This window comes from Microbulbifer mixtoriginis (SeqCode) (assembly GCF_052466715.1).
The window spans coordinates 1934950-1948972 of the sequence record NZ_CP174288.1; the positions used below are offsets into that span (position 1 = coordinate 1934950).

10 protein-coding genes are annotated in these 14023 nt (G+C 49.7%); 7 read left to right on the forward strand and 3 right to left on the reverse strand.

The window, feature by feature from the left end:
* Positions 1–234: 234 nt before the first annotated feature.
* Positions 235–1041, reverse strand: a complete 807-nt coding sequence (phhA, locus tag ACJJH9_RS08610; RefSeq protein WP_252085750.1) for a phenylalanine 4-monooxygenase — start codon at positions 1039–1041, stop codon at positions 235–237.
* A 195-nt stretch (positions 1042–1236) separates the two neighbouring features.
* Here phhA and ACJJH9_RS08615 point away from each other — a divergent pair, with 195 nt between their 5' ends.
* Entirely contained in the window at positions 1237–2661 is a 1425-nt protein-coding gene (locus tag ACJJH9_RS08615; RefSeq protein ID WP_444924963.1) for a TyrR/PhhR family helix-turn-helix DNA-binding protein, read from the forward strand.
* A 6-nt stretch (positions 2662–2667) separates the two neighbouring features.
* Here ACJJH9_RS08615 and ACJJH9_RS08620 read toward each other — a convergent pair whose 3' ends face one another.
* A complete protein-coding gene (locus ACJJH9_RS08620; protein ID WP_252085752.1) occupies positions 2668–2985 on the reverse strand; it encodes an Mpo1-like protein in 318 nt (105 codons plus the stop codon).
* A 141-nt stretch (positions 2986–3126) separates the two neighbouring features.
* On the opposite strand from ACJJH9_RS08620, the gene ACJJH9_RS08625 reads away from it, so the two are divergent.
* Both ACJJH9_RS08625 and ACJJH9_RS08630 read left to right on the forward strand, forming a co-directional pair.
* Positions 3127–4350: a CaiB/BaiF CoA transferase family protein gene (locus ACJJH9_RS08625; protein ID WP_444924964.1), complete on the forward strand. Its 1224-nt coding sequence runs from the start codon at positions 3127–3129 to the stop codon at positions 4348–4350.
* Positions 4351–4529: 179 nt separating this feature from the next.
* Complete coding sequence (locus tag ACJJH9_RS08630; protein WP_444924965.1) at positions 4530–4895, forward strand: VOC family protein; 366 nt, start codon at positions 4530–4532, stop codon at positions 4893–4895.
* A 285-nt stretch (positions 4896–5180) separates the two neighbouring features.
* Here ACJJH9_RS08630 and ACJJH9_RS08635 read toward each other — a convergent pair whose 3' ends face one another.
* Positions 5181–6008: a hypothetical protein gene (locus ACJJH9_RS08635; protein WP_444904642.1), complete on the reverse strand. Its 828-nt coding sequence runs from the start codon at positions 6006–6008 to the stop codon at positions 5181–5183.
* A gap of 963 nt (positions 6009–6971) precedes the next feature.
* Between ACJJH9_RS08635 and ACJJH9_RS08640 the strand changes: the two genes are divergently transcribed.
* The 4 genes from ACJJH9_RS08640 (at position 6972) to ACJJH9_RS08655 (ending at position 13898) form a co-directional block, all read left to right on the forward strand.
* Positions 6972–8369: a tryptophanase gene (locus ACJJH9_RS08640; protein WP_444924966.1), complete on the forward strand. Its 1398-nt coding sequence runs from the start codon at positions 6972–6974 to the stop codon at positions 8367–8369.
* A gap of 349 nt (positions 8370–8718) precedes the next feature.
* Complete coding sequence (locus tag ACJJH9_RS08645) at positions 8719–9387, forward strand: TetR/AcrR family transcriptional regulator (RefSeq protein WP_444904644.1); 669 nt, start codon at positions 8719–8721, stop codon at positions 9385–9387.
* A 27-nt stretch (positions 9388–9414) separates the two neighbouring features.
* Entirely contained in the window at positions 9415–10773 is a 1359-nt protein-coding gene (locus ACJJH9_RS08650) for an efflux RND transporter periplasmic adaptor subunit (protein ID WP_444924967.1), read from the forward strand.
* Positions 10770–13898, forward strand: a complete 3129-nt coding sequence (locus tag ACJJH9_RS08655; protein ID WP_444924968.1) for an efflux RND transporter permease subunit — start codon at positions 10770–10772, stop codon at positions 13896–13898. The genes ACJJH9_RS08650 and ACJJH9_RS08655 overlap by 4 nt, the downstream gene beginning before the upstream one ends.
* Positions 13899–14023: the final 125 nt, after the last annotated feature.

Below are 14023 nucleotides of genomic sequence, written 5' to 3' on the forward strand. Positions count from 1 at the left end.
CATTGCCCTGGCGGTGGTTTGATGTTCTGGGTGGTTAGAAGGCTGGCAGGTAGTTTGCCTCTTCCTTTTCCACCTGACGTAACGATAGGCTCATGGGAATTGCGCCGGTAGTGGAATTTTCCCCAAGTGCAACTTCAATGAGAGCACTTTGTGCAAATAGGAAGTGGATGCGGGTATTGAAAGGATATGGGAGAGAGAGTGCCGGGCGCTGTGGTAGCGCCCGGCAGATAACTTTTAGGCGGCATTCTTCGGCGGGAAGCGGGGCTCGAACAAACCAAGCTCAATGGCTTCGCGCACCATGGCCATCAGGTCAATTTCGGTAAGCTCCTGCAGCTGCTGCAAATTGTTCAGAACATAATAAACCGGCTGCACAATGTCGATACGATAAGGCGTGCGAAGTGCGTCGATGGCGCTGAAGTCGAAGCGCTCTGGTTCATTACTCAGTGCATAGAGGGTTTCCTTGGGAGAGGAAAGGATACCGCCACCGTAAATACGCAGGCCGTCTTCGGTGCTGAGCAGACCGAACTCCACGGTGAACCAGTAGAGTCTCGCCAGATAAGCGCGCTCTTTAGGGGAGGCTTTTAGGCCTAACTGGCCATATTTCTCGGTAAAGTTGGCGAAGGCCGGGTTGGTCAGCATGGCGCAGTGGCCAAAAATTTCGTGGAAGATATCCGGTTCCTGTAGGTAGTCGAATTCCTCAGGGGTGCGAATAAAAGTGGCAACAGGGAATTTGCGATCGGCGAGCAGGCCAAAAAAGGTTTCAAAGCCGATCAGAGCGGGTACACGTGCCACTTCCCAGCCAGTCTCCCGGCGCAGTACAGAGGAGATTTCCTCAAGCTGGGGGATGCGATCGCGGGGCAGGTCGAGCAGCTCAAGGCCGTGCATATACTCATCACAAGCGCGACCGGGCAATACCTCTAGCTGGCGCTCTATCAGGCGCTGCCAGGTTTGATGTTCCAGCTCGGTGTACTCAATAAAGCCCTCGGCGTTGGGCTCTCGGGCCACGTACTGGGTGCTCTTCTTGGCTGCTTCTTTTTTCATGATTTTGTCTCCTGCGGCCTGCCAGTCTCTCCAAGTGTTGAAGGCTAGTGGCCCTGCCGCTGAATCCTTGTTGTTATGTGTCTCCTCTATTTTTAGTCAGAGGCCTGCCTTTAGGGGAGGCTTAGCGTGGAGGTATTGCGCCCTCCAATACAAACCTCTTACACTTTTTGTAAAGAAAACTTTACAGGTGGGCTGGTGAGAGTCGAAATAACCTGCGCTAATCGTGTCGGTATTTTGCATGAAATTATGCAAATATTTGGCGAATATCGGATTAATGTAACCTCTGGGGAGCTGGGGGGGGACAGTGGAGATAAGGTCTACCTGTTGGCGCCAGGTATGCTCACAACCCAGTACCAGGCTATTGAGAAGTCTCTCTACCGTGTTCCCGGTGTCCAAAGGGTCAGGCGCATCTCGTTGCTACCCTTGGAACGGCGATATTTTGAACTGGATACCCTCTTACAGCACGTGACCGATCCAGTGCTCAGCGTGGACCATGCCGGCCGGGTTATTGCCGCTAACGTTGCTGCTGCGCGCGCCTTCGGGGTCAGTCTCGATCGGGTACCGGGTTTACAGTTACAGCGTTTTCTACCGTTGATGCAAGTGGCCGAGCTGCTGAGAGATTTTGCGGTGCCCCGTTTTGGGCTCCCGGTTGTGGTGCGGGGACAAAATTTCCGAGTGGACTGGTCACCGATAGCCTTAGATAACACTGGCGATGTGGACTCTTTGGCCGGTGCCGTGTTGCGTATGCAACCTGCGGAGAAAAGTGAGTTTGCTGCAGGACTTCCACGCCCTGTGGCGCTGTGGGATTTTGATTTACGCCGGGAGACTTGCCTGCAACTGCAGGACCTCTCTGAATTGAATTCTCCTTTGCTGGTTTGTGGCGAGGCGGGGACCGGTAAAACTACTTTTGCCTGTGCGGTGCATTATTTATCACCCGCTGCTGCCCGTGCAGATTGCCACCGTATTGTGCCCCAGAATGGGAAAATGGAAATCCCCAGACATCTGCGCTCAACTGGAACCTTAATTTTGGAGGATCTTCATCAGCTGGATGGCGAGGCCCAGCTGACAATCGCCCGCCGTTTGCGCGGCCTGCCACCTTCAATACGCTTAGTGGCCACTTGTTCCGAGCCTCGGTCATTGGTGCCGGCTCTAGCTCAGCACTTTAGTGCGCTCTCCTTGGTCTTGCCTCCTTTGCGCAATATGCGACCGGGGCTACCACGATTTGCTGAAACGCTCTTGCGACAGGAGTTCCCCGATCAGGAGGCGCCTGTTTTGGCGTTGGAGGTGCTCGAGCTGATTCGCCGCCATGACTGGCCGCAAAACTTCAATGGTTTACGTGACTACCTGGCAGCTGCCCTGGGCAGCTGTAAACGTCGTGGCGCCAGCACAATAGATATTGAGGACCTTCCGGACTTAACCGTGCCGGCGAGTTTACCCTGGCGGGAATGGGGCAGGGGGCTCAGCTACAAAGAGATGATGGAGCAGCTGGAGCGATCATTACTCAGTGAATTGTTGGTGGGGCGCTCCTCTACTAGAGAGCTAGCCAAGGAGTTGGGCATTTCCCATACCGCTGTGGCCAACAAGCTGCGTAAATACGGCCTGTCGGCCCACAAAAAATAGGCGAGTTCAGCGTTCAATACGCCCCAACAGCATATCCTTAAACATCACAAAGTCCCCCATAAAACTATAAAAGGGGTATTTAAAAGTGGCAGGACGATTGTGTTCAAAAAAGAAATGCCCAATCCAGGCAAAACCATAACCAGCCAGCGGTGTAGCGGCAAACCACAGCATATTGCCTGTGCTGATCGCTGCGATCACGGTGGCAAATACGAGGCTGGTACCAATAAAGTGCAATCGTCGGCAGGTTAGATTGCTGTGCTCTTGCAGGTAGAATGGGTAAAAGTCGCGGAAAGATTCGAATTTTTGGGCTTCTATAGCAGCCATGCTATGCCTCCTTATTTTTATTGCTCCCGCAGTGTAAGGCCAATTCAATAGTCTTCCAAGCTGGGCGCATATCGGGAATATCTGTTAGTCTGCCGCAAAAATTTTCGGGGATGCACCCCGTATTAGTGAAACGAGGAAGTTATGGCAGGACCGCTCGCGCATCTCAAAGTACTCGATCTCAGTCGTATTCTTGCAGGCCCCTGGGCCGGACAGGTTTTCGCCGATTTTGGCGCCGAAGTGATTAAGGTGGAGCGCCCTGAGCGCGGTGATGACACTCGTCACTGGGGCCCTCCCTACCTCAAAGACGCCGAGGGCAATGACACCGCCGATGCTGCGTATTACCTGAGCGCCAACCGCGGCAAGAAATCGGTCACGGTGGATATCACCACTGAAGCCGGCCAGGACTTGATTAAACAACTGGCTGCCCGCTGCGATATTCTTCTGGAGAACTACAAGGTAGGTGGCCTAAAAAAATACGGCCTGGATTATGACGCTATCAAGGCCATTAATCCTGGAGTGATTTATTGTTCCATTACCGGCTTCGGCCAAACCGGCCCCTATAAAAACCGCGCCGGCTACGATGCCATGATTCAGGGGATGGGCGGATTGATGAGTATCACTGGTGTGCCCGAAGGGCAGCCAGGTGCCGGGCCGCAAAAAGTGGGGGTGGCCGTTGCCGACCTGATGACGGGCATGTATGCGGTTTCCTCGGTGCTCGCCGCTGTAGTGCACCGCCAGCAGACGGGAGTGGGGCAGCATGTCGATCTGGCCCTGCTGGATACCCAAGTGTCCTGGCTTGCTAATCAGGCCCAGAACTACCTCACCTCGGGCAAAAGTCCCGAGCGCCAGGGCACAGGCCACCCCAATATCGTGCCTTACCAGGCTGTGCCCTCGCAAGACGGCTATTTTATGTTGGCCGTTGGCAACGACGACCAGTTCAAGCGTTTTTGTAAGATCGCGGGTATAGAACAGCTTGCAGAAAATCCCGCTTATGTCAGTAATTCCTCACGGGTAATAGCCCGCGATGAGCTGATCCCTCAAATTGAGAGTGCCACCCGCAAGCAGAACTCTGCCTGGTGGTTGGAAAAACTCAGCGAAGCCCATGTGCCTTGCGGACCGATCAATACTCTCGAAGAGGTCTTTGCCGATCCACAGGTGCAAGCGCGAGGTATGGTGTTGGAGCAGGATCACCCGCAAGCCGGCAAAGTAAAAACTGTTCGCAACCCGGTACTCTTTTCCGAATCTGCCCTCGATTACCAGCAGGCTCCACCGGTATTGGGTGAGCACACTGAAGAAGTACTGCGCGAGTTACTGGGAAAAGATGAGCAGCAAATTAACCAACTGCGCCGCAACGGCGTCGTGTAGTTAATGCCTGGGCCCGGCAAACATATTTTGCCGGGCTTAAATCACAATATTGAGTCAGATTTAACTGGGGAGGCAAGGAAGCCCGGCTCTTAAGGCATGCTGTGAATAGATCGTGATTGGCTCGTAAACAGTTTATTTTTTGCCTATATCTTATAAAGGAAATAGCACAGGGAAGCGTTATGCAATTGGACCATTTCAATATCACTGCACCTTGGAGTCAGCTGCTGCAGGTGCGGGACTTCTATACAAAAGTCCTTGGCCTCACAGAGGGAGAGCGACCAAGCCTTAAAAACAACGGATTCTGGCTCTACGGTAATGGCAAACCGATTGTCCATCTCATGGAGGGAGAAGTCTCTGAACAACAAGCGACAAAGCCCTATTTGGACCATATGGCTTTCCTTACCGAGGACCTTCAACCGATAAAACAACAGTTGGATTCGATGGGTGTTGCCAGCGAGCAGAGGGATGTACCGGGCCGTAATCTAAGGCAGTTGGTATTTTTTGATCCGGTGGGGATCAAGGTGGAAGTGAATGCGCTGGTTTAGGTGGTTAAAGACTTCCTAAAAGGCTATATGTTACTGATCTGAGATGTTCAATCTGACATTGGAAGAGCTTATCAGTAGTTATCATCAGTCGGCTGGGAGTAACAGGTTTGTCAACGTTGTTGTCGTTCAGCATGATCAATTGGTAATTTATGGAGCTGTTGGCTTTAGACTTTTCCATTTCTGGATAAAGAGTATAGATATGGAAGTGACTTTGAAGGAATATTGTAAAATAAATCCAGCAAAGCCACTCATTTCCACTTTTAGAGTATTAGGGTTTAACTAAAACTATTGGTGGTTGCGGTAAGCTTCCTCGAGCAGATGCTGGAGGGGGAATTCCGCAGTGGGGAATTCGTTGCCGCGCTCGTCTTTTGCGAGAACATGAATGAAGTGTTCATCCCCTTCAGGACCAGAAGTGGTAGATATGTTGAGTTTGTATGGCGCAGCAAATTTAGCTTCATTGTTAGCCATAGGGATCGGGATATATAGCTTTGCTTCCCCGTTTCCAAACCATAGTGAATCAATAACGATGACACTCTCATGGTTGTTGTTTGGGTTCGCCGCTATCTTGTCGTTTAGTGATAATCTGAGCCTGTTCCCGTCGAGAGTAAGAATTTTAATATCAGTGACTTTTCCTGGGGTTACATCAACCAAGCGACCTCCGACATGAAATAATGGCTGTCCTTGGTTTCCTGGTTGATTTGCACCGATAAAACTCTCTGCTTCAGATACAAAGCCGTCAATGTAAATATTCTGATCGCTAGAATTTTGAAAATCTACACCATGCACTTCAATGTTGAGTTGGCGGTATACCCAGGTGTTGCCAATTGTGGCCCGGTGTAATCCATCAGTGGAGTTGAAATTCCTTACGGATAATTTGGACGCATTGGGGAAGTTTACATCTAGCGAGGTTATCACAGCGGGAGATGAAGGATCTGCCTGATCAATGATCAGTGTTGCAGAGTTGGCTCCATTTAAGTCGAGGCCTGGATACTGTATTGAGGCATTAGATGAAGTAATATCTTGAATTTCGTATTTGAAGGTTTTTGCTTGTGCTTCAAAGGCAATGAAGGCTGCAGAAATAGCTGCTGTTACTAAGGCATATTTAGGAAACATATCAATCTACTGCTTAATAATTGTATTTTTTCACCAAGTGATGCTGAAGGTCTAAATAGTGAAGTTTTTGGCCTGCCCACTTGACGTGTTAAATGTCACACTTTGGAATAGTGTCTCTTGAAAAAAAGCTCTTTAAATCTTGAAGTGTGAAATAAGTTGTGAAAATTTTCAGTTTTTTCAAGCGATTGATCGCTTGAGGTAAAATATCTGAATTAATTTATCCCTCCGTGATTAAAATTATCCGATAATTTGTGGTGAGCTTACAGTACGGTTTTAAATAAGTAAATAAAGCTGGCTTCAAGGTGTGCACTGTATTTGGTACTGTAATTCCATATTTGTTAGTCTTTTGCTCTTTTAAGGTTCAATTATGATTAGATGAGCTTGAGTGAATGTGCTTCGTTATTTTGGCAGAGTAGAAACGTGTATGAATATTCATGTGAGTGAGTTTGCTTTTACGGTGAGTGGGTTTAGGTAGGGCCTAGCAATGTGGCTACGATGAGCCCCGTCCGTGTTGGTTCGCTTTTGGGTTTACGCTGTTTCGATGGACCTTCCATTACTCAGAGAGGCTTTGAAGAAATGGCCGAGATGGATCCAGTTAGAATGTTAAAAGTTGGCGCACCTGGCTACCCAGAAGTTGATTTTTAAATCACTGGCGGCGTTATTACTTTGGCATGGTAGGTAGCTAAGATTTTTCTTTGCAACTGTTATATCACCAACAATCTTTTTCATGTTTGGTATAGATGCCTATAAAAAATCGTCAAAACCATATATGTAGGGTTAGTCCACGCTACTAGTATCTTGATACCCTCTATGCCCTTCACAGGTAAGGCAATCCTACTTCCAATCACTTCTCATTCGCACATTTACCACTTCATCTGTACTATATCCGCGTTAAAAACAGCATGCAGTGTGACTGAGTCAATAATTCAGTTCACGCTGTCAGGATTGATAAGGAAAATAATGATGAAGCGTATTCCTGAGCCATTCCGCATTAAGATGGTTGAGCCGATCAAAATGACCACTCTGGACGATAGAGAGAAGGCTCTGGCGGAAGCTGGTTTGAACCCTTTCTTGCTGCGCAGTGATGATGTCTATATTGATCTGCTAACAGATTCTGGCACTGGGGCCATGAGCGATAACCAGTGGGCCGGTTTGATGTTGGGGGATGAGTCTTACGCAGGTAGCCGCAACTATTACAACTTGTGCCAAGCAGTGGAGCACTTTTTTGGTTATAAATTAACCGTTCCCGCCCACCAGGGCCGTGGTGCTGAACAGATCCTGTTTCCCGCTCTGATTGAGCGTATGCGCCAGGTACGTGGTGGTACGACACCAGTCTTTATCTCCAACTATCACTTCGATACCACCGCGGGCCATATTGAGTTGAATGGTGGTAAAGCGGTTAATGTGTTGGACAAGCGGGCCTTTGATACCTTAACGGCTTATGACTGGAAAGGTAATTTTGACCTGGATCTTTTGGTCGAGACCATTAAGGAACATGGGGCGAATAATATTTGTGCAATTATCACCACGGTAACTTGCAATAGCTCGGGTGGCCAGCCAGTTTCCATGGCGAATATGCGCACAGTATATGAGATAGCCGCGAAATACGATATTCCAGTAGTGATCGATTCGGCACGTTACTGTGAGAACGCCTACTTTATCAAGCAGCGCGAAGAAGGTTATCAGGACAAGTCGATCCTGGAGATTATTCGCGAGATGTATCAATACGGCGATATGCTGACCATGTCTGCCAAGAAAGATCCGATGGTGAATATTGGTGGCCTATGTTGTATCCGTGATCATGAGGAGCTTTTCCAGGCGGTGCGTACCCGCTGCGTACCTATGGAGGGCTTTGTAACCTACGGGGGCATGGCGGGGCGTGATATGGAAGCATTGGCGCGGGGTCTTTATGAGGCCGCCGATGAAAATTTCCTGCAATACCGCATCAGCCAAGTAGCCTACTTAGGTGAGCGTTTGCGCGAGGGTGGGGTGCCCATTCAGTCTCCAACAGGTGGCCATGCGGTGTTTGTCGATGCGGCTAAGATTCTGCCGCATATCCCACCAGAACAATTCCCCGCACAAGTTTTAACTAACGCGCTGTATCTGGAAGCGGGTATCCGTGCGGTGGAAATTGGCTCCTTATTGTTGGGGCGTGACCCGGAAACCGGTGAACAGAAGAAGGCGGATTTGGAATTGATGCGCCTGACGATTCCGCGTCGTGTATATACCAATGATCATATGGACTATATCGCTGATGCGATTATAGAGCTGCAGAATCGAGCACATGAATTGAAGGGGCTGACCTTTGAATATGAGCCGCCAGTGTTGCGACACTTTACGGCTAGATTTAAGTCTCTGTAAGTAATGGATGGCTCAGGAAATTTCTTTTAGTTTTTTCTGCTGGGTCATTTATCTCCCTAAAAGGGCCCTTCGTGGGCCTTTTTTTTTCTGAAGTTCTGATCTGCTATCACGCGCTGGCTTTTTCTTTCCCTGTCCGTTGGCAATAAATGTACCCAGGTGCTAAAGGCTGCTCCCCAGTTTTCTAATGAGCTAAGGGCTCCTGGAGTGACGGGGCAGTCTGGCAGTGCTTTTTGTGTGAGTGCCTCGGAGAGCCCCTTTAGTTTGTGACTTATTAGTCTGGTTTTCATCTTGTATTCCCGGCAAATATCCAATTTAATTAATCAGATGATTAATTAAATTGGATATCAAGTTGACTAACACCATACCCAGTCGTGGCCGTGGACGGCCCAGGGACCCAGAGCGTGAAAGGCAGGTACGCGAGTCCCTGATGCAATCTGCCCATAGACTTCTTCGTGAGAAAGCGTTTCGTGATATCTCAATTCGCGAGATCGCTCAGGGTGCTGGGGTAAATTCCGCCATGATCAGCTATCACTTTGACGGTAAAGAAGGGCTGATTATCGAGGTTATACGCGGTCAGTTTATGCAGAGTGGCCCGGCATTTCTCACTATGAGTCTGGGGGATAAGGAGCCCAGTCTAGAAACCCTGAGGGATGCAATGGCTCGTATTATCCGCCTTTATATCCGTGAGCCCTGGATACCCCGTTTTATTGTGGGGGAGGTGGCCTCCAAACCTGGTCGAATGCGCGATTTATTCACCGATAGACTGGCATCTGTACTGGGCCCTATGTTGCGGGAGCTCTTACAGGCACTTCAATGCGCCGGCCACCTACGTCCAGATTTAGATATTAATCTTATGCCGATTTCTTTTGTCAGTTTGGTTGCATTCCCCTTTATCGCGGGGGATCCCTTCAAGGAGATTTTCTCTTTTAGGTTGGATGAAGAAACCAGCGATAAGTGGATTGACCACACCGTTAAGTTGCTGCTCCATGGAGTGGCCAATAACGCTATAGCCGAGTAACAGTCGAATATTGGGAGATTGGTGGTGATGAAAAAGGTACAGCTACAGAAACTGATGAATCGCCGACTGGCGCTTCCTATTCTTGTTGCCGTTGGTATTTCTCTTTCAATGGCATTGGTCATGAGTAAGAGCCCGCCCAACCACGATGTGCAGGATGCACTGATCACCCCGGTAAATGTTGTGTTGGTGCAAGAGCTGCCGCTACGTGCCCAAGCAGTAGCTTACGGTGAAGTGAAACCCAGCACCTTTCTTGAAGCCAATGCTGAGGTGAGTGGTCGAATAGTCTACACGGCGCCGGAGTTAGAGAGTGGAAATATTATTCCTGCCGGCACCCTGGTATTGAAAATTGATGATACTAGCTACCAATTAGCCTTGGCGAGGGCTGAAAGTGATTTGGCAGCTAACCGTGCTAATTTGCAGGAACTCAAGGTTGAGGAGGTCAATAGCCAACGCTCTTTGGAGATTGCCGAACGTACGTTGAAGCTGGGTGAGAAAGAGTTAGAGCGCAAGCAAACGTTAGTGGCCAAGGGCACGGTTTCTCGCTCAAGTGTGGATGTCGAAGAGCAAAATGTGCTGCGCCTGCGTCAGGAAGTGCAAAACCAAACTAGTCAGCTCTCCTTATTTCCAACGCGCCGCAAGGTAATCGAGGCCCAGATTGCGCGCTCTGAGGCTCAAGTGCGGGATAGTAAATACAGTCTGGAGCGTACCCAGGTAACCTTACCCTTCGATGCGCGTATTGGTGAGGTCCATGTAGAGGAAAATCAATATGTGGCAGGCAATGCGCGCTTATTCGATGCCAGTGGTCTGGATCAGGTGGAAATTGCCGCTGAGCTTCCCATGCTTCATGTGGCGCCACTGTTGCGTAATCTCAGGCCAGGCAGTGACCTTGTGCCAGCGCCAGAAGAGCTTCCCAAAATACTATTGGGCTTGGAGGCGCGCATCACTCTGGTTGGTGGGCCTGGAGACAATGAGTGGAAGGGCCAGGTCGTACGTCTGGGAGGGGCCCTCGATAGTACCAGTCGTACGCTTTCAGTAGTGGTTGCCGTAGACGACCCCTATGGCGAAGCCCTCGCCGGAAAAAAGCCGCCGCTGTTTCGAGGCATGTATGCTCGTGTGGAATTAATAGCACCCTCCGCTCCAGCCCTAGCCATTCCCCGCCGGGCCTTGCATGAGGGTAGGGTGTATCTGGTGGAGGATGGCAAGTTACGCCTGCGGCAAGTGCAGGTGGATTACCATCAGGGCGATACTACGGTAATTCGTGCAGGCTTGTTTCCCGGTGAGCAGGTTATTGTCACCGATGTGATACCGGCGATTGATGGTATGGACGTGTCTGTGAGCAGCGGCCAGCAGGCCGTGGTGGTGAATACTGGAGGTACACTGCAGTGATTCGTTTTTTTGCCGCACACCCCACCGCAGCAAACCTGTTAATGGTTGCACTCATGTTGAGCGGACTGTTTGTCCTACCCAGTATGAAGCGCGAAACCATGCCGGAAATCGATAAATTCGAAGTGCAGGTTTCCGTCCCCTATGCCGGTGCCGCCGCTGCTGAGGTCGAAGACAGTATTTGCCTTCCTTTGGAGGAGGCCACTGACGGTATCAGCTTTATTGATGAACGCTTGTGTGAAGCTAAGGATAATCTCGGGCTGATGACCCTGAAAATGCAGGAAGCTGGAGATATGAACCAGTTTGTTGCGGATGTGGAGTCTGCGGTTGATAGCATTGATTCGCTGCCTGCAGAGAGCGAGCGCCCGGTAGTCAAGGAAATGGGGCGCACTCAAGGCGTTGTCAGTATTGCTATCAGTGCCGATCTGCCATTGCCACAATTGAATCAATTGGCGGAACACTATCGCCGCGAATTACTGCGTGACCCAGCCATCCCTATAGTGCGTATCTCGGGCTTCTCAGATCATCAGCTGCAGATCGAAATATCCGATTACAACCTGCGCCAGTACGGGCTCAGTGTGATGGAGTTGGCCAATATTATTGATCAGCAAGCCATTGATATGCCTGCCGGCAAGGTATCCACACCTGATCGTGAATATCAGCTGCGTTTTACTGAAGAGCGCCGTAACGTAGAAGAGTTGGAAAATCTTGTAGTCCTTAAAGGCGAAGATGGTGCCGAAGTGCGCCTTGGCGATATCGCGAAAATTTATGATGGCTTTGAGCTGGCGGAGGACAAGATTATTTTCGATGGTCATCGCGCAGCCTTGCTCAATGTAGAAAAAAACAGTGTGGATGATAGCCTGCGTGTACTGGAAGCTGTGCGTGCTTTTGTCGATCGTGAAAGTGCGAAGTTGCCCGAGGGGGTCAAGCTAACCCTTACCCAAGACAGCGCCTCCATCGTTGCCGATCGATTGCAAATGATTATCTCCAATGCCTGGCAGGGCCTGATTCTAGTTGCCCTAGCGCTGTATCTTTTCTTTAGTGGTCGCTATGTATTCTGGGTGGTGATGGGACTGCCGGTATCCTTTCTAGGCTCCTTTGCCCTGATCACCGCCATGGGCGTATCCATCAATATGATCAGCTTGGTAGGTTTACTAATTGCTATCGGTATTTTGATGGACGATGCCATAGTACTTTCAGAAAGTATTGCCAGCGAACATCGCGATGGTCGCTCCCCGTTAGAGGCTGTAGTGAATGGGACCAAGCGCGTTGCCCGTGGAGTCCTGTCTTCTTTTGCAACCACAGTGATGGTATTTGGTGGGCTGATCTTCATTAAAGGGGATATGGGGCAGGTGCTTAAAGTGCTGCCGATTGTCCTGATTTCAGTATTAATTGTTAGCTTGTTAGAAGCCTTCTTAATTTTGCCTGCACACTTGCGCCATGCGCTTGAACACAAAAGCCGAACACCCGCTTGGAAGAAGGCTTTTGCCAAACGCTTTGAAGTCTGGCGTGAGAGTGTGGGGCGTGCGGCAGATTGGGCCGTTAAATACCGTTACGCCTTTGTTGGTGGGGTACTCGGTCTATTTTTCTTGACTGTAAGTTTGTTGCCGGCTGGGATTGTGAAGTTTCAGGGGTTTCCAACTTTGGAGGGCGATTTGCTGCAAGCTCGCATCCTAATGCCTCAGGGTACCTCCTTGCAGGATATGGAAAAACTGGTCGATAAACAGTTAGATGCTCTTGATTTAGTAGCCGCTGAATTTTCTGAAAGGGAAAGCGCTCCTCTCGTCAATCACACAAGTGTAACCTTTGGTGTCAATGGTGATGCCTTTGAAACTGGACCCCATGTGGCAACGATTAATGTCGACTTACTGGCTGCGGAAGGGCGTAAAACCAGTTTGGATGAATTGCGCCATGCTTGGCGTGAGGCTGCAGGTGAAACCCCTGGTGCGATCGCGATTCTTTATAAAGAACCAGCCTTAGGTCCCGCGGGCCGTGCTATTCACATACGCCTCAGCGGACTGGAGCTGGATCAGCTGAAAGAGGTTTCTATTCGCTTGCAGAATTGGCTGCGAGGATACGACGGTGTAGTGAATGTGGTGGATGACCTACGTCCAGGCAAGCCGCAATTAAACATAAAAATGCGTGAGGGTGCCTACGCATCTGGCCTGGATGCCAGTAATGTTGCCAACCAGTTACGCGCGGCTTATCAAGGAATGGAGATTGATGAGATTCAGTACCGGGGAGAAACCTATGAGATCCAAGTGCGTATGGATGCGGATTCTCGTGGAGCCCTGAGCCGTTTTGATGAACTGGTCATTATCCATCCTGTTACCAAGCAGCGCGTCCCTTTGATTGCCATTGCCGATGTTGAGATGAATCGCGATTACGCACGGATTCAGCGAATAGATGGTGAACGAGTAGTAAGTGTATTTGCCGACGTCTTCACTGAGAAAGCTAATGCGGGCCAGGTGCTTGGGGATACCCAAGAGAAATTCCTCGCTGAACTTAAAAAAGAATTTCCCGGTCTTCGTGTCGATATGCAGGGAGAGATTAAGAACAGTGAAGTCACAGGTAAGTCCATCGGCAGCGCCTTGTTGGTCGGTGCTATTGGTATCTACCTGATATTATCTTTACAATTTCGCAGCTATGTAGAGCCCTTAATTGTATTGGTCGCCATTCCACTAGCGTTGATCGGCGTTATCTGGGGCCATCTAATTATGGGGCAGAATATGTCTATGCCAAGTATGATGGGCTTTGTCTCTCTTGCCGGTATTGTGGTGAATGACTCCATCCTATTGGTGGAATTTGTAAAACGGCGTGTACGCGAGGGTATGGATGTTCATAGCGCTGCAAGCCAAGCCAGTCGCGACCGCTTCCGCGCAATCTTCTTGACCTCCCTTACAACCATCGCTGGTCTTTTGCCCCTACTGTTTGAAACAAGCTTGCAAGCCCAGGTTTTGGTACCCCTGGTAACCAGTATTGTATTTGGAATCAGTAGCTCAACGGTGTTGATCCTTTTGGTGCTGCCGGCGCTTTATGGAATTTTGGAGGACTTTGGGTTTACGGAAAACCTGGAGGAGGGAGACACGGCAGATTCGCATCAGAAAGAAACACTTGTTGTAGCCTAGTTAATCCTAGACTTGAAGAAAGTCGTATGATCTTTCATGCGGCTTTCTTAATCGACATTGCGCTTGGTGGGTCTAGACGTTCGACCAGTTTTATTGTTTTTACCGCTTGAACCCATATTGAAGTG